The organism is Bradyrhizobium sp. CCBAU 53415, assembly GCF_028128735.1.
Lineage (GTDB): Bacteria > Pseudomonadota > Alphaproteobacteria > Rhizobiales > Xanthobacteraceae > Bradyrhizobium.
Genome location: NZ_LBJF01000001.1, coordinates 391,113 through 408,055, shown reverse-complemented (window position 1 = coordinate 408,055; position 16,943 = coordinate 391,113). Strand labels below are relative to the sequence as shown.

Annotated in this window: 16 protein-coding genes; 12 read left to right on the top strand and 4 right to left on the bottom strand. The window is 61.9% G+C overall.

All coding sequences use genetic code 11. From position 1 onward, the window contains the following. Positions 1-223 precede the first annotated feature (223 nt). The 11 genes from XH87_RS01810 to XH87_RS01760 all read left to right on the top strand — a co-directional run bounded on the left by XH87_RS01810 (position 224) and on the right by XH87_RS01760 (position 10,783). Positions 224-451 (top strand): DUF6894 family protein, encoded by a 228-nt coding sequence (locus XH87_RS01810; protein WP_271585949.1) that lies wholly within the window; start codon positions 224-226, stop codon positions 449-451. A 129-nt stretch (positions 452-580) separates the two neighbouring features. Continuing rightward, complete coding sequence (locus tag XH87_RS01805) at positions 581-2,020, top strand: basic amino acid/polyamine antiporter (RefSeq protein ID WP_271585948.1); 1,440 nt, start codon at positions 581-583, stop codon at positions 2,018-2,020. Between the two features lie 30 nt (positions 2,021-2,050). Beyond that, positions 2,051-2,293, top strand: coding sequence for a hypothetical protein (locus XH87_RS01800; RefSeq protein WP_271585947.1), 243 nt, complete (start codon positions 2,051-2,053; stop codon positions 2,291-2,293). A 41-nt stretch (positions 2,294-2,334) separates the two neighbouring features. After that, positions 2,335-3,456 carry an AI-2E family transporter gene (locus XH87_RS01795; RefSeq protein ID WP_271585946.1) on the top strand — a complete coding sequence of 374 codons (1,122 nt, stop codon included), beginning with the start codon at positions 2,335-2,337 and terminating at the stop codon, positions 3,454-3,456. Between the two features lie 11 nt (positions 3,457-3,467). Next, positions 3,468-4,061 carry a hypothetical protein gene (locus XH87_RS01790; protein WP_271585945.1) on the top strand — a complete coding sequence of 198 codons (594 nt, stop codon included), beginning with the start codon at positions 3,468-3,470 and terminating at the stop codon, positions 4,059-4,061. Beyond that, the gene (locus XH87_RS01785) at positions 4,062-4,547 is read left to right on the top strand and encodes a DUF992 domain-containing protein (RefSeq protein WP_271585944.1); all 486 of its coding nucleotides are present in this window, start codon (positions 4,062-4,064) and stop codon (positions 4,545-4,547) included. A gap of 138 nt (positions 4,548-4,685) precedes the next feature. Continuing rightward, complete coding sequence (locus tag XH87_RS01780; RefSeq protein WP_271585943.1) at positions 4,686-5,249, top strand: HdeD family acid-resistance protein; 564 nt, start codon at positions 4,686-4,688, stop codon at positions 5,247-5,249. Positions 5,250-5,612: 363 nt separating this feature from the next. After that, the gene (locus XH87_RS01775) at positions 5,613-5,855 is read left to right on the top strand and encodes a hypothetical protein (protein WP_271585942.1); all 243 of its coding nucleotides are present in this window, start codon (positions 5,613-5,615) and stop codon (positions 5,853-5,855) included. Between the two features lie 56 nt (positions 5,856-5,911). Continuing rightward, positions 5,912-7,153 (top strand): efflux RND transporter periplasmic adaptor subunit, encoded by a 1,242-nt coding sequence (locus tag XH87_RS01770; RefSeq protein WP_271585941.1) that lies wholly within the window; start codon positions 5,912-5,914, stop codon positions 7,151-7,153. Further along, the gene (locus XH87_RS01765) at positions 7,150-10,272 is read left to right on the top strand and encodes an efflux RND transporter permease subunit (protein WP_271585940.1); all 3,123 of its coding nucleotides are present in this window, start codon (positions 7,150-7,152) and stop codon (positions 10,270-10,272) included. The genes XH87_RS01770 and XH87_RS01765 overlap by 4 nt, the downstream gene beginning before the upstream one ends. Positions 10,273-10,558: 286 nt before the next feature. After that, positions 10,559-10,783, top strand: a complete 225-nt coding sequence (locus tag XH87_RS01760; protein ID WP_271585939.1) for a hypothetical protein — start codon at positions 10,559-10,561, stop codon at positions 10,781-10,783. A gap of 74 nt (positions 10,784-10,857) precedes the next feature. Here the strand turns inward: XH87_RS01760 and XH87_RS01755 are convergent, their stop codons facing one another. Further along, the gene (locus XH87_RS01755) at positions 10,858-11,055 is read right to left on the bottom strand and encodes a hypothetical protein (RefSeq protein ID WP_271585938.1); all 198 of its coding nucleotides are present in this window, start codon (positions 11,053-11,055) and stop codon (positions 10,858-10,860) included. 408 nt (positions 11,056-11,463) lie between these two features. On the opposite strand from XH87_RS01755, the gene XH87_RS01750 reads away from it, so the two are divergent. After that, on the top strand, positions 11,464-12,504 hold the full coding sequence (locus tag XH87_RS01750; RefSeq protein WP_271585937.1) for an AI-2E family transporter: 1,041 nt from the start codon (positions 11,464-11,466) through the stop codon (positions 12,502-12,504). A 961-nt stretch (positions 12,505-13,465) separates the two neighbouring features. Here the strand turns inward: XH87_RS01750 and XH87_RS01740 are convergent. The 3 genes from XH87_RS01740 to XH87_RS01730 form a co-directional block, all read right to left on the bottom strand. Beyond that, positions 13,466-14,188, bottom strand: coding sequence for a DUF4396 domain-containing protein (locus XH87_RS01740; protein WP_271585935.1), 723 nt, complete (start codon positions 14,186-14,188; stop codon positions 13,466-13,468). A gap of 111 nt (positions 14,189-14,299) precedes the next feature. Continuing rightward, on the bottom strand, positions 14,300-15,070 hold the full coding sequence (locus XH87_RS01735) for a Crp/Fnr family transcriptional regulator (RefSeq protein ID WP_271585934.1): 771 nt from the start codon (positions 15,068-15,070) through the stop codon (positions 14,300-14,302). 98 nt (positions 15,071-15,168) lie between these two features. After that, complete coding sequence (locus XH87_RS01730) at positions 15,169-16,941, bottom strand: glycoside hydrolase family 15 protein (RefSeq protein WP_271585933.1); 1,773 nt, start codon at positions 16,939-16,941, stop codon at positions 15,169-15,171. Positions 16,942-16,943: the final 2 nt, after the last annotated feature.

Here is a 16,943-nt window from a genome sequence, read left to right as displayed (position 1 = left end):
TCCTCTTGATTCCCCCAAGCACGACCACGCTAGGCTCTGCCGCGACGGAGCAACATCGGACAATCACCCGAAGTCGTCCGGTGAAAACACTCTCATCCGAACGGCCGCGGCATGGCGCTCATTGCCGATCCGCAAGGCTGGAACCTCCTTCGACTTTTGGCTGAGGCACCTTGCGCTTTTGTCACTGGAGACGGGACGCGCGCTGGCCTAACCAATCAGAAGCATGCGCTTCTTCTTTCATATCGCCGACCGATACGGTGTCTCGCTCGACGGGATCGGATGCGAGTTCGTCGAGGAGGACGCCGCGGTCCTGCATGCCAGGTGCCTTGCCGCGGAACTCGCCAAATCCGGCGAGTTCTTCCGTGGCAGCTTCGTGCTCGTCGCCCGGGAAACGTCGGCGTCCTGCCACGCGAGCGAGGACGACTCCGCCGCTTCCTGTCGCGATGTCTGAGCCTCCGACCGTCGATTTCCTGCCCCTCTTCCTACAGACAATCCCTGATGTGCGCACGCGGAAGGCGGCTCTAAGGTCCCGGCGAGGAGGATCGCGAATGCAGCCTCCTCCGATCGGAAGGCATCCATCATGGCTGCTTCGACAAGCGAGGCCGATGACAAACTTTCGCGCAATGCGCTAATCGCGCTCGTGATCGGATCGATGGTCGGCTCCGGCATCTTCGCATTGCCGGCGCAGTTCGGGCGCACCACTGGCGCTTTGGGAGCGATCATTGCCTGGATGATCGCAGGCACCGGCATGCTGATGCTGGCCTTCGTGTTCCAGACCTTGTCACACCGCAAACCGGACCTCGATGCCGGCATCTATGCCTACGCCAGGGCCGGGTTTGGCGAGTATATCGGCTTTGCTTCGGCCGTGGGATACTGGATCGGATGCTGCCTTGCAGATGTCGCCTGTCTCGTCTTGATCAAGGCGACACTCGGACAGTTTTTCCCAGTCTTCGGTGACGGCACCACTGCGGTGGCGGTCGCTTCGGCGTCCGTCCTGCTGTGGGGAGTGCACGTTCTGCTCCTGCGTGGCATCAAGAACGCTGCAACGCTGAACACGATCGCGACCTACGCCAAGATCATTCCGATCCTGCTGTTCATTGCAGCCGCCGCCATCGCGTTCGACGGCAGGCTTTTCTCCCTGAATTTCACGGGAGCGGAGCAGCCGGAACATTCAAATGTGCTCACCCAGGTTCGCGGCACGATGCTGCTGACTGTGTTCGTCTTCGTCGGGATTGAAGGCGCCAGTGTCTATTCCCGCTATGCCCGGAGCCGCAACGACGTTGGATTCGCGACCATTGTCGGCTTTCTCACGGTGCTCAGCCTGCTCGTCCTTGCGACACTGCTGTCCTATGGCGTGCTGCTACGGCCGGAACTGGCGGATCTGCCGACGCCATCCATGGCGGGCGTCATGGAAGCGATGGTCGGCCGCTGGGGCGGCGTGTTCATCAGCGTGGCACTCCTGATCTCGGTGCTCGGCAACTACCTGTCCTGGTCACTGCTGGCGGCTGAGGTGCTGCATTCCGCCGCGGTCCAGCGCACCATGCCCTCCTTTCTCGCGACAGTGAACGCGCACAAGGTCCCTGCTGGAGCGCTCTGGCTCACCAACTGCGTCATCCAGACCTTCCTCCTCGTCACCTGGTTTGCTGAGTACGCATTCACTCTCGCCTTGAAGATGACGAGCGCGATGACACTAATCCCGTATTTCTTTGTCGCCGCCTACGGTCTCAAGCTCGCCTGGACCGGCGAGGCTTACCGTGCTGGCGAGCGCGCCCGCGTTGGCGACTGGATCCGCTCGGCCGTCGCGACCGTCTACGCGGCCGCGATGATCTACGCAGGCGGACCGAAGTTTCTCTTGCTGTCGTCGATCCTCTATGCGCCCGGCACGCTGCTGTTCCTTCTCGCCAAGCGCGAGCGCAAGGAAGCACCGTTCAGGCCATTCGAGGCGATCCTCTTTGCGACAATCACGATTGCCGCATGTGCCGGCGTCTACGCACTGTCCACCGGAGCCATCTCGGTTTGAGTCCTTTTCCTTGGCTGCATGGAGGCGAATATGAGCATTCGAGCTATTTTCGGCGCCCTGATCCTGGGCGGCGGGTTAGTAGCGGTTTCCGCATCTCCAACGCCGTTGCTGGCCCAGTCGGCTGACAAGCGCGGGCTGGCCCCGAAGGACACTGATGTATCGGCGCCGAAGAGCGTGGCGCCCAACACCAACACGAACCCGACCAAGCACCGCTACTGGCGTCATCGCGGCGGAAAGCATCCGCACTTCGGCAGCCGACGCGTCCGCACCTAGGCGCCGCGAACGATCATCCACCCTCGCGATTGGACCGATCCATGAGCGATTCCAGGATAGGGCCGGAGCGGCTTCGCGAACTCCTTCCTCACGACGATTCCGCAGGCCTGGCGGAGCACGCCGGACGCGGCGTTCTCGCGACCGGGCTCAGCCTGCTCGCTGCCTGTGTCTTCCTGTTTCTGGCGTGGCAGACAGTGTCCAGTCTCCTGCTCATCTTTGCAGGCGTGCTGTTCGGGGCATTTCTGGATGCCTGCGCAAGGGCGCTGGCCCCGGTGGTTCCTCTCGCTCGCGCCTGGCGGCTCACGCTGGTCCTGCTGCTGCTCTCCGCCCTATCGGGATTTGGACTGGTATGGGGCGCGGGCAAGCTACCGGAGCAGACGCGTCTCCTGCTGAAGGTCATGGACAGCCAGATCGACGTCCTGCAGGAGCACCTCCTGTCATACGGCGTCGACCTGCTCGGCCCGGAATGGGGCCGCGACTTTGCGCAATGGCTGTTCTCGGATCAGGGACGTTTTCTCAGCCACGCTCAATTCCTGCTCGGTGGAGCGTCGAGTCTGCTGACCGGCGCGCTGGTCATCGTGTTCCTCGGAATCCTCTTCGCGTTCGATCCGACCAGCCATCGCGAGAGCCTGGTCATGTTGGTGAAGCGACCCTACCGCGCGCGAACAAGATCGGTCATGGACGAGATGGGCAGCGTGATGCGGTTGTGGCTGATCGGGCAGTTCATCCGGATCATTCTCATGACGCTATGCGTCTGGGTCGCACTCTATCTGGTCGGACTGCCCGGACCTCTTGTGCTCGGACTGCAGGCAGGCTTGTCGAACTTCATCCCATACCTCGGACCGATCGTGGCGGCGCTTCCGATCGCGCTGGTCGCAATGCCACTCGGCGGCTCGCTGCTGATCTGGGCCGTTCTCATCTACACAATCATCCAGTCGATCGAAGGCTATGTGATCGGTCCGCTGATCCAACGCCAGGCGGTCGAGACCCCCCCTGCCTGGACGCTGGTCGCGATCGTCATGCTTGGCGCGCTGTTCGGCGTCCTGGGCATCGCGATGGCCATGCCCCTGGTCGCGATCGGCCGTGTCGCAATCATCCGGTTCTACGTCGAGGACTATCTCGGCGACGACCCCACGCTGACATTCAGCGGCAACAGATCGTGAATGGATGGCCCATGAGCGAGACCCATCTAGAACGGAACGGGAGCGCGGAGCCTCCCCCGCCTCAATTCAGGATGGCCCAATTCCTGTGGCAGCAACTCCCTTATGTGGTGGCGCTGGTGCTCGCCGTCGCGGGCGTCGCCTATACCAACGTCTCCCACCAGCCTCTCGTCGGCTACTGGGAATTCCTGGCGCTCGCGATCGGCGTGGTCTGCGTCGTCACGAAATGGCCGGAGACGCAAGGCAAGGACGTCCAGCTCCGGTTGATCTGGACCCAGGCGCTGCACTGGATCGCCGTCCTCGTCACGATGAACATCATGCTGATGTCGGGGGTCCAGCAATTGCTTCCAACACCGGCAACCGGCTTGGTCCTGCTGACGTTACTCGCGCTCGGCACGTTCCTCGCGGGCGTCAGCCTTCTGTCGTTACAAATCTCGTTTCTTGGCCTGGCGATGGGCGTGACCGTCCCGGCGATATCCTGGCTCAAGCAGTCTGTCTTCTTCTTCCTGCTGGGTGCGGTGCTGCTGATCGGCCTAGGCATCACGTTCTGGCTCCGCCAAGACCGTCGGCCAACGTCCGCGTCCATGAACAACCAGATGGAGGCTTGAATGCCAATGAAACGGTGCCTCTCCGTTGCCGTATGCGCGTTGCTCTGCACCGCCGGCTCGCCCGCCCGCGCGGACATGTTCCGGGTCGGCCGACTGTTGTGCCTCAGCTCCCCGCGCGTGGGCTTGATCATCGCATCGACGCAATCGCTGCGTTGTACTTTCTTCTACGCACGCAGACCCCCTCGACAATACATTTATGAGGGTCGCATAAGGCGCGTTGGGCTCGACCTGGGAGTGACGTCGGCGGGTACTCTCTCCTGGGCCGTCTTCGCCAAAAATTCGCGGATCGGTCCCGGTACGCTGCGAGGAAACTATGTGGGCGCAAGCGGCAGTGTCGCAGTCGGCCCGGGCCTTGGAGCCAACGTCCTGATTGGCGGCTCGCGCCGCAGCGTGATGTTACAGCCGCTGTCGATCGAGCGATCCATCGGAATCAATCTCGCGGCGGGTGTGACCAACCTGACACTGGGTCCACGCGGCCGGCGGTAGGTCGTTCGCGGGGATCCCTCCACGACGCCATGCGAACATTCCCGCACGGTCGCTCAGGGTTTCGTCGGATGTCGACGCTCCGGCTCCGAAGCTACCGTCGCGTCCGGGGGTAGCGATCCAATAGATCAGGAGCGCGGCATGACAGTCTATGACAGCCGGTCCGGCATCGCAGCTCTGGGCCCTCCCCCCCTGTGGGTCTGCTGTCTCCTTGGCGTCGTCATGATCGCCGCCGGTATCGCAGCTCTCAGCGATGTAGCGTTCGCGACCATCATCAGCGTGAAGCTGATCGGATTGACGGCGATCGCGGCCGGCGCGTTCGAGATCACCCACGCCTTCTGGACCAAGGGATGGGGCGGCTTTCTGTGGCAGATCCTGCTCGGCGCCCTCTACGTCGCCTTCGGGCTCGTGCTGCTGACCCAGCCCGCCTCCGGCGCATTGATCCTCACTTATTTCCTCGGCGCGATCCTGATCGCCTCAGGCGTCATTCGATGCATGCTGAGCTTCGCCCATTGGAGCCAGAACGGTTGGATGATGCTGATCTCCGGCGTCTTCGGATTGGTCGCGGGCGCACTGATCCTGTTCAGCTTCCCCACCATGAGCGTGTGGATCCTTGGGTTCCTGCTTGGCGTCGACCTGATCTCGCACGGCCTCGCGTGGCTACTTTACGCGCTTCAGTCCGTGCGGCGCACAGCCGTAACATAAGGAGAAGAAGATGATGGATAGCCCCAACCGTCGCGCTTTCCTTGGCCTTGCCCAAAATGCCGTAGCTGCCGCCGCGATCGGCGCCATCGGCGTCCGCTTCATCGCGGTTGCGCAAGCGATGCCGATCGCACCCGACCTCGGCCAGCCCGACCAACCGTCGGATCTCCTGACCCAAGCCCAATGGGGACCGCCGCCTCATCCTGGCTGGCGCCGCCGGCGACCGCGTAGCCGCCGCTGGGTTTGCTGGTGGCATCGCGGTCGTCGTCACTGCGGATGGCGGTGGCGCTAGGCCCCCATGCGCAAATCCGCAGGCGGCCGAGGGTGCGAAGGCCATGCAACCCCAATCAGACGATGGAGGAGATCGTGCGCCACACCAACCAATGGGTTCTTGGAGCCATCCTCTCAGCGCTTCTTGTTGTGACGACTTGGTACTCCGTGGCGGTATGGCAGGAAACGCCATCAATGCCGCTTTACCGCAACGTCATCCTGGCAGGAGCTGCCATCCTGATGCTGGTGTCCGGCTGCGGCCTGATCGCACTGATGTTCTATAGCCGCCGCAAGGGTTACGACGAGCCCGTGCGCAGCGATCGAACACCGCAGGAGTAACGAGGACGCCGGTGAAGCGTCGGCCCGGTCCCAAGCCCGGTTGCAAGGAGCGGACCATGAATCTTGCTGGCGTCTCGATCAGGTTGCTGGAGGCAATTCTCCTGACGATCATCACCGGCGGGCTGGCTCAGGCCCAGCCTGCCGCGCCGGGCCCACCCGCGGTCGGCGTCGTGGAAGCAACAAGGCGACCGATCACCGAGAGCAGTGAATTTCTCGGGCGGATCGAGGCGATCAATCGGGTCAATGTGGTCGCGCGCGTCACCGCATTTCTGGAACGGCGCCTGTTCGAGGAAGGCGCCGAGATCAGCAAAGGCGATGAGCTTTACCGGCTGGAGCGTGGTCCGTTCGAAGCGGATCTGGCATCGAAGGAGGCGCAGGTTGCGCAGCTTCAGGCGACACTCGAGAATGCCAAACAGACGACGGAACGTGCGCGGACCCTGCTCGGAGGCCCTGCCGGCCAACAGTCCACCTTCGACGCCGCCATCGCGAACCAGCTCAGCCTCGAAGCCCAGGTCCGGGCCGCGCAAGCCCAGGTCCAGGCCTCCCGGATCAACCTCGACTACACCACGATAAGCGCCCCGATCGCCGGCAAGATCGGACGCACAGCCTTGACGGAGGGCAACGTCGTCGGCCCAAGCTCGGGCGTGCTGACCACCATCGTCAGCCAGGACCCGATGTACGTCACCTTCCCCGTGCCGCTGCGCCAGGGACTGGAGCTGCGGGAGCGATACGGGCCGCAAGGCGGCCTGGAAGCCGTCGTCATCAGGCTGCGACTGCCCGACGGCCGCATGTACGGCCAGTCCGGCAAACTGAACTTCGTGGACAACACCATTGCCCAGAACACCGACACGATCATCGTGCGCGGCGAGATCGGCAACCCTATCCTGCGGGCGTCCTCCGTGGCTGGCGTCACCGTTCACGAGCTGACCGACGGCGAGTTCGTTACTGTCGTGCTGGAGGGCGTCCAACCGATCGAGGTGCTGGCGATCCCGCGCTCTGCCGTGCTCTCCGATCAGCAGGGCGATTATGTTCTCGCTGTCGGTGCCGGCAACAAGGCCGAGCAGCACCGCATCCAGCTCGGGCAATCGACTCCGACCATTGCGGCGGTCATCGCCGGGCTCGCGGCCGGCGACAGGGTCATCGTCGAGGGTCTGCAGCGGGTTCGCCCCGGCCAGGTCGTTTCGCCGGGGCCGGCAAGTTCCCCGATCCTGTCGAGCATGAAGGCTGCGGATGGTGCGGCTCCGGAGTCAGCTCCCCGCACCTCCGGCAAGGCCGGCCGGGCGGACGACAAGCCATGATGTCCGCGGTCTTCATCGATCGTCCCCGGCTTGCGATGGTGATCGCCTTCATCATCACCATCGCCGGCGCGCTCGCGCTGATGCAGATCCCGGTGGCGCAATTTCCGGACATCGTGCCGCCACAAGTCACGGTCTCAGGCACGTTCCCGGGTGCATCCGCCGAAGTCGTCGAGAGCAGCGTCGCCCAGCCCCTGGAGGCACAGATCATCGGCGTCGACCGCGCGCTCTACATGAAATCGACCAGCGCCAGCGACGGGAGCTACACACTGACGGTTTCGTTCGCGCTCGGCACGAACCCCGACATCAACACCGTCAATGTCAACAACCGCGTGCAGAGCGCGCTGTCGCAATTGCCGACCGAAGTGCAGCAGCAGGGAGTGACGGTCCGCAAGCGGTCCTCGTCGATCCTGCAATTCCTCGTGCTCTACAGCGCTAATGGCGAGCAGGATCCGCTGTTCATCACGAACTACGCCATCATCAACGTGCTCGATGCGATTGCGAGCACCCCGGGGGTCGGCCAGGCCAATCTGTTCGCCAAGATGAACTACTCGATGCGGATCTGGTTTGACACGCAGCGGCTCACCAGCCTCAACCTCACGCCGTCGGACGTCATTGCCGCAATTCGCACGCAAAGCGTCCAGGCGCCGGTCGGCCGCATCGGCGCGCGCCCGATCAGTGACGACCAGCAATTCCAGTTCAACGTGCAGACCCTGGGCAGGCTCGCGACCGTCGATCAATTTGCCAATATCGTGCTGCGCGCCAACCCGGACGGCTCATCCCTACTGGTGAAGGACGTTGCCCGTGTCGAGATGGGCGCGCAAAACCTCGACAGCGAAGCGCGGATCGACGGACGCGCAGCCGTCCCGGTCGCGATCTATCTGGCGCCGGGCGCCAATGCGGTGACCACCGCACAAGCCGTGGCGGCGACGATGCAGCGGCTGTCGCAGCACTTCCCGACCGGACTGAGCTACCTCGTGCAATACGATTCCACGAGCTTCGTGCGCGACACCATCGCGGAGGTGTTGCAGACGCTGGGCGAGGCCTTCGTGCTCGTCGTGATCGTGGTGTACCTCTTCCTCGGCAATCTCAGGGCCACGGTGATCCCGGCGATCGCGGTTCCGGTGAGCTTGATCGGCACATTCGCCGTCCTGCTGGTGCTGGGTTATTCCGCAAATACGGTGTCCCTGCTCGCGATGGTTCTCGCGATCGGCATTGTTGTGGACGATGCAATCGTCGTCGTCGAGAACGTCGAACGGGTCATGCAGGAGGGGCCGGATCTTTCCCCCACCGAGGCCAGCAAGAAGGCCATGACCCAGATCACCGCGCCGATCATCGCGATCACCCTGGTGCTGCTGTCGGTCTTCGTACCTATCGCATTCATTCCAGGGGTTTCCGGAACGCTATTCCGCCAGTTCGCGGTGACGATCAGCGCCGCGATGATAATTTCGGCGTTGAACGCGCTGACCCTGTCGCCCGCCCTGTGCGCGCTGCTCCTCCGCCACACGGGGCCCCGGCGCGGCATCATGGGTCGCGTCCTCGCCTCCATCGACTGGATTCGTGACCGCTACAGCAGCGGCGTCCGACGCCTGGTGCGCGTCGCGGGCCTCTCCATGCTGCTCGTCGTGGCCCTCGCCGCCGGCATCTTCGGCATGTCGCTGATTACGCCGACGGGTTTCCTGCCCGAGGAAGATCAGGGCGCCTTCTTCACCTCGGTCCAACTGCCGGACGGCGCGTCGGTGGCGCGGACGAGCGGGGTCACCCAGCAGGTTGAAGACATCCTGAAGCAGATGCCGGCTGTCGACCACGTTCTTGCCATCGTCGGTTTTTCCCTGCTCGACGGCGCCTCCGAATCGAACAGCGCGCTGGTCGTGACGCGCCTGAAGCCATTTGCCGACCGCAAGGCGGCAACGGATTCAGCGCAAGCACTGATCCGGCGGACCTTCGCGGCGGGCGCGCAGATCCGACAGGCCAATGTGCTGCCGTTCAACCTGCCACCGATCATCGGTCTCTCCACCGGAGGCGGGTTCGAATACCAGCTCCAGGCATTGGAAGGACAGACCCCGGCCGAGATCTCGAGCGTCACAAACGCGCTGATCGGCGCCGCCAACGCCGATCCACGTTTAGCGCGCGTCTTTTCCACCTTCACAGCGACCAATCCGTCCATCCATCTCGACATCGACCGCGGCAAGGCGCAGGCGCTCGGTGTGGGGATAAGCGACGTCTTCACCGCCCTGCAGGCGACGCTCGGCGGCATCTACGTCAATAATTTCAACCGGTTTGGTCGCACCTGGCAGGTCAACGTCCAGGGCGAAGCGTTCGATCGCAGCGACATCTCGGACATCTGGCGCATCTATCTGCGCAACACTACTGGGCAGATGGTGCCGATCCGATCACTGGCCGGGATCAGGATCGTGACCGGACCTCAGGTGATCACCCGCTACAACAATTACCGCTCGGTGACGGTAAACGGCAGCCCGGCGCCCGGAGTCTCCTCGGGCACTGCGATGGCCGCAATGGCCGATGTCTCCAATGCCGTACTGCCAGCGGGTTACGGTTTTGCATGGACGGGCACCGCCTATCAGGAGCAACAGGCCGCCGGCCAGACCGGCATCGTGCTGATGCTTGCGGTGCTGTTTGCCTATCTGTTCCTGGTGGCGCTCTATGAGAGCACGGTGATCCCGATGCCGGTGCTGCTGTCGGTCGTCGTCGGCGTGCTCGGCTCCTATGTCGGCATCAAGCTCGCCAACCTCAATCTCGACCTCTACGGCCAGATCGGGCTGGTGGTGCTGATTGCGCTCGCCGCCAAGAACGGGATTCTGATCGTCGAATTCGCGAAGGAGCAGCGCGAAGCCGGCGTGGCGCTCGACGACGCCGCGGTCCAGGGCGCCCATATGCGCTTCCGCGCGGTCATGATGACCTCCGTCGCCTTCATCCTTGGTCTCCTGCCGCTCGTGATCGCGACCGGCGCTGCGGAGCTCAGCCGCAGGGCTGTCGGCACAGCGGTGTTTGCGGGCATGGTCGCGGCGAGTTCGATGGGCATCTTCCTGGTGCCGATGCTCTACGTGACGTTTCAGCGTCTGCGGGAACTGATGAAGGGCAAGCCATTGCCTGCCCATTGAGTCGACCCGGCGAAAGTCCGGCAGGATCGGGCCAAGCACCCCCGGCTCTTCGCCACCTCGCCGCACAGAACCGCGGGCTTGAGTGTAAATGGTGGGCGCACCAGGGCTCGAACCTGGGACCCGCTGATTAAGAGACAGCGACGGGTAGAGAACAATCAATGGCTTAGTGGTCGCATTACCGGTTTATCCGGCCGAAGACAGGCATTCGTCGCAAGATCCCTGCTCGGCATCTTTCCGTTCATCGGCGGCACGCAAGTTGAGGCGGACCGGCTCCAGGAGGAGTTCAATGCCCCTGATCCAGCCGGAGTTCTTGCTGACTCAGCTCAGCCGGATGACCGGGCTCGACCTCATCGGCTTCGATCTTGACGATCCCTTCCCGCATCATCTGACGACATCAATGGCGCGCATGGCGTTACCAGCCGTCTTAAGGCTGGCGATCGGCATCATCGATCGCGAAACTCCGACGATCCGCCAGCTCGTGCGGCCTTCGCTTGCCGCCATGCTTCAATGAGACCTCGACGCAATCGGCCTTTTCTTCGACGAGCACGATCTCGTCGCCGAAAATGGCCTCAATGCGCCCGTTGATCACTCATACAGCAGACGCGAGAGGTGACTGCGCTGCAGGGTGACGTATCGCCCGCTGGTCAATTCGGCGAAGACGCCGGTCCCGAAGCCGGTCAGTCGATGGCCGGCCTGGTCTACGATTCTCAATTCTTGCACCTGGTAGCCGTCGCGACTGATCTCCGAGAGCAATCCCATCTGCTCGGCAATGGTGTAGCCCAATCCCCAGAAGTCGATGACATACCCCCCGCTACCGAGAGTGGGGGGCCGCTCGACGAGGGTCGGCTCGAATCCCGCTGCCCTCAGCAAATCGGCAAGCGTGGGCCCGGCAATTCCAGCGCCGGAGATGAGAACCCGCCTTATGTGCTCTCCTCCACATCTTATCAGCGGTCTACCGCGTCGCCGAGGTCCTTCTTGTGCTCTGACACTGCTTGGGGCGCCACATTTTACGTCGATCGCCAGAACAAGTGAGGGAGCGACGGAGTAATATGATCGAACCTTGCGACGTACGGACCCGTTGCCGATCCGACTCGGCCGCGGCGGCGGTTTTCCTGAACGTTCGGACTAGCCGCATGCGCACCAACGAAGAGGCCGTTTTTGGGTCAAGACCATCACGATGAAGGAGAGCAATTGGAAGACAAATTGACAATTCATGTTCGACATATGGAGCGCACCCTCCGGGTAAGTGCGATCGGTCTCTTTCTCGCCGCGTCAGTCTGGTTGCTTCGCGACATTTTGTTACTCACGTTCAGCGCCGTGGTCATTGCGTGCGTTTTGCGCGGCGCAAGCAATGCGATACAGCGCGTATTGCGCTCAGGTCCTTACACCTCGTTGGTTTGCGTCATCGGCCTGACCTGCCTCGTGCTCGGTGCGCTGCTATGGTGGCGCGGTAGCGCTATCTTCAATCAAGCCGATGAAATCAGTCAGCAACTGAGAGCCCAGCTGCAAAGAATTTGGAGCGAATTGGCAGATAGCTCGTGGGGCTCGGTCTTCGCTCAACAGCTGCAGATCGCCGGAACGTCTCTGCGCGCCGGCCTGACGGGCTACGTCCCAGGGGTCATTGGCTCGGTTCTCGGTATCGGTGGCACTCTCGTCGTCGTGGGAGCGACAGCAATATTCCTGGCTGCATCACCGCAACTGTATCTGGAAGGCGCGCTGCGTCTACTCCCAACGACCTGGCGACCTCGCGGCCGGGAAGTTGCCGGGGAGCTTGGTTCTACGCTCAGGCTCTGGTTTCTCGGACAGTTCATCGACATGGTGATCGTGGGGCTTCTCCTCGGCCTTGGACTTTTTCTTATCGGCTCGCCTTTGGCACTTTCACTGGCCCTGCTGGCTGGCCTGCTGAACTTCGTGCCTTACATCGGGGCGCTCGCGGGCGCCGTCCCAGCCATCCTCGTGGCTCTGGCTCAGTCTCCCGCCCTTGCCGCCTGGGTCGCACTTTTGTTTTTGTCGATCCAGCTGTTGGAAGGAAACGTCATCGCACCATGGATACAGAAGAGGACGATCTCCTTGCCGCCCGCGCTCACGATACTTTCGCAAACGGTTCTGGGGACCCTGTTTGGGTTGATCGGGCTGATCGTCGCCACTCCTTTGATTGCTGTTCTGCTCGTCGCTGTCCGGATGATCTATGTCGAGGGTCTCTTGGAGCGCGAGCGTAAGCAGGCCGCCTAGTTGAACAAACCTCCAAACCGGGCGGAGAGCAACGTAGTCGGTACGGTCTCGTACATTCGCAAATCCGGTGCAGGTGCTCGGCGCGACATAGTGTCCCGAGTTCGCGACCCCAGAAACCAACATTGAGGGCTGAGGTTGAGACCGCATTCCAAGATCACGGGAGCCACAGATGCGCAGACTCACACTTGCCCTTTCTCTCACCGGACTGATCGCGATCTCTCCAGCAAGCAATATTCAGGCTGCGCCCTTGACAGCGCTCTCGGCTGCAGCGGGCTCGGCGGAGCGTACGTCGGCGGTGCAGGACAATCTCACGCAGGTTCGCTGGCGTGGCGGTTGGGGAATCGGTGCCGGACTGCTTGCAGGAGCGCTGATCGGCTCCGCCATTGCCGGCCCCTACTATTATGAGCCGCCATACTACGGCTACCGTAACGCGTACAGGTACCCATACGGTTATGGTGGATATTATCCAGCCTATACCTATACGCCTTACTGGGGCGGTTATGGCTGGGGACCGCGACCCTACGCCTGGGGACCCCGCCCCTGGCGCTACAGTTACGGCTGGTCAGAGCCGAGGCCATGGGGATATGCGGTCCGGCACGCACATCCCTGGCGTCACAGCTACGGCTGGGCACCAAGGCACCACCGACATCATCATCACGGTGTGATCCGCGCGCACCATCGTTGGTGACACTCAGAGCATGCGGCAGGTTGCCCGGCGCCATGGCGCGCCGGGCAACGATAGGGTCTCTGCGGAAGAAGCAAATACACGTCTGATGCGTCCCCAAGGTGGGCGCGATCATCCACAGCTCAGCAGTCGCTGCAATCTTGTATCTGGTGCTTGTTTTTGTGATCCGCGCCTTTGGTCAGCGGCTCTCGCCAAGGGCGACATCTTCGGGCTCGTCGTAACACTGCGCTCGGCCTCCGCGATGGCTGCCGGCATTTTCCCGGCGCTCACCAAGACTTACATTCGTTCTTTGACGCCAGCTTTAATCAGCCACCAATTGACTGGATAGCTGGTGAAAAATCCCGCGATCATCGCGATCTGCATCATGAACCAGAACTCGGGCATTGACGGCTCAAGCCTCACGCCGAAGGCATTCCTGAAGATTGCGAACTGCGCAATCGCCATGAAACCGTACATGCCGATTTGCCACGCGGTCAGGGACAACGTGTCGGCTTTCACGGCTTGAACGATCCCTTCAGCTGGCGACAACTTGCGCATCGGCTTAATCGTAAAATATTGAAAGGCGACGCCGAGCACGAAGGCAAACAGATAATCTATCACCCAGATCGCAAACATCTTCTCGGAGAACAGCGTTTTCCAACCAGCCCAGAACGCAATCACTGGAAACGCAAGCGCAAGACCTTCAGCAACAATGTCCCCCAGCGTGCATCCGGCACCGCAGTGCATGGCACCTTTGGCGACCATGACGGGATACGGGGTTTTCTCTTTAGTGTTGGACCGCTTGCTGCGGTCAGCCGCGTCGCGTGCCGCGAGGCGGCCGAACCGGTAATACAGCCATAAGGTCAGTACGGAACCGAACAAGCCATTGACGGGCCAGACGATGTTCATGATCCACATGCGCTGTGGATGGCGGACCAAGTCGACTGCAATGACGATTGCGCAGGCAATTCCGACAGCCAGGCAAGCCAGCGCCAGGTCGTGAACCCAGATTGGGGGCATGACAATTCTCCCTTTCCGGGAGAACAACGCCGCCAAGACCGCCTTCGTTCAAATCCCGCGAATTGCGGCACCTTTGCTCCTCGCGATGAGAGTGGAGCCTGCAAGGCAGTTCTAAAAACAACGACCGATCTGCCGATCGTACTCGCGCTGTATCAATCCAGAGCACGAGCACGCCAGATGCTCCAACTGAGCCCGGTCGTCCAGAGTTATCGCGGCCCGCGTGTTGCGGATGATACCGGTCCGTTCAAATATCTCGAGGCACTCGCTGACACTCGCACGTCGAATCCCGAGCAACTGAGCCAAAACTGCATGCGTGATCGGAAGCTCGCTCGAGTCCATTGCGTTTGCCGCGACAAGAAGCCAGCGGCCAAGTCGCTGCTTGACGGAATGCAGCGAGTTGCAAGCCCCAACCTGGGAGGTCTGAAACAGGACAAGATTGATATAACGAAGAACCACGCCGCGAAGGCGCGGGAGTTCGTCGAGTGCCGCGACGAAGGCCCGCGTCGGAATTTGCAGCGCAGTTCCGCCCACCTGAACGACCCGACGATGCGGGGGCATCGGGTCGTCCGGCGCCAATACGCACGGGGCGCCGATCATTCCCTCGGAGCCGACCAGCCAAGCCTCGACGAAGCGGCTCGTCTCGACCTTCGCCGAGACGGATATCAGCCCATCGTTGAGAAAGTAGACGTAGTCCATCGGCAAACGCCAATGATGCAGCACTTGACGGGGCTTGATTTCAACCTCCGTGCCGATCGATTGAAGTGCCGCCAATTCTGTCTCTGGGATGCAGCGTAGCAGCTTGTTTCGTACAGCCAGCGCCTGAGCGTTGTCGTCGGGCTCAATTGACCATGGAGCCAGGCCTACTGTTTGACCGTCCTGCATTGTCACTCTCTCCACGTCCCGCAGCCGGATTTGGAACCTTTTGCGGGTGCTAACAGAGTACGCAATCAGGGGGCCAGAGTTCCTTTTTTGGCTTACGACTATTTTCCGTGGTCGTCGCCTCGGTTGGAGGCCCTGTTTTCGAACCGAAGAGCGGCGCGAACCAATGCCAAATGGCTCAATCCCTGAGGAAAATTGCCGGCAAGGCGGCCATCCTGAACGCTGAACTCCTCAGCGAGGAGCCCCAGATCATTTCGCGCGCGCAAGAGATGCTCGAAGCTTTCCTCGGCTTCAGCCCGCCTCCCCTGCATCAGTTGGCATTCCGCAAGCCATCCGCTGCAGGCAAGAAATGCTCCTTGTCGTATTTTGCCCGACATTTTGCGATGGACGTATCCCTTGCGCACGAGCTCGCGCTCGATCGCCGCAATGGTTCTTTCGATGCGCCGGTCGGCAATTGGCAGGAAGCCCATCAGAGGGAGATTGAGCAAGCTTGGATCCACTTCATCAGAACCATAATACGCCACAAATGTCCCCCGCTGACGGTCGACACCCTTCTCGCAAATTTCGCGATGCATTCTGTTCCGCAGCTCCACCATCCCTTCGACAAAAGTCTCGTCTGCCGCGTGATGAAGATCAGCGCGGCGGACGAAGCGGTCGACTGCGGCCCAAGCCGAGACTTTGGAGTAGGTGTAGTGCTGTGGATCACCCCTCACTTCCCACAAACCATGGTCTGGCTGATCCCAGATCCGCTCGACGTGACCGATCACGGAGGCGATCAAAATGCCCTCAAGCTCGGTCGGGGCTATGCCGACCTTCGCTGCGGCAGCCACGGAATCCAGGAGTTCGCCGTAGACGTCGAGCTGTCGCTGGGCCGCGGCGGCGTTCCCGATTCGCACCGGCTTCGTCCCTCTAAATCCCGGTAACCAGGATGCGATCCATTCCTCCAGACGGCGTGAGCCATCCACCCGGTACATGATCCTGATCTTGTCAGGTTCGCCACCGGCGGCTCGAAGAAGCCAGTCGCGGAATGCCTTGGCTTCGTCGTGATATCCGGCATCAATCAGAGCGGATGTCGTGAACGCTGCATCACGCAGCCAGCAATAGCGGTAATCCCAGTTCAGGTCCGAGGCCGGCGCCTCGGGAAGCGAAGTGGTCGGAGCGGCAATGATGCCGCCTGTAGAACGGAAGATCATCGCCTTGAGCGTCAGGAGAGAACGTCTGACGGCCTCGGGCCACCGCGTTTCAATGGCAAACTTCCCGATCCAATTGCGCCAATACTTTTCTGTCGCCTGCAGTGCGGCGTTCGCCGCAATCTGCGGAGGTGGTGTCGCGGTTGAACTGCCGTACCGAAGGCAGAATGCGATCTCCTCGCCCTGGCTCACCTCTGCTTCCGCTACGATGCATGAGCCCCGCTGTGAAAGCTGGCCTGGCGCATGCAGAACGACGAGGTCCGGTCCCACGAAGCCGACGGCGCGATCGCGATCGATCTCAATTGCGGGTCTCAAGGATCCATAGTCGAACCGAAGATCCAGCTCGCTGCGCAACCTGACCTTCCCCTCGAGGCCTCGGACAATCCGGACGACGGCGAAGGCCCCATCCTCGACCGGCATGAAGTCGATCAGCCGGACATGGCCCGTCGTCAGCTCGAAGTCCGTCTCCAGCACGAGCGTGTCCTCGCGATAACGGCGCGATGACGTACCGGCCTCGACGGGCGCGAGCCTCCAGCATCCATGCGAGTTCGTGCCGAGTAGGGCCGCAAAGCAGGCATCCGAATCGAAGCGCGGCCAACATAGCCAATCGATCGAACCGTCGCGATGAACAAGGGCAGCCGTCTGGCCATCTCCGATCAGGCCGTAATCCTCGATGAACTTCATCG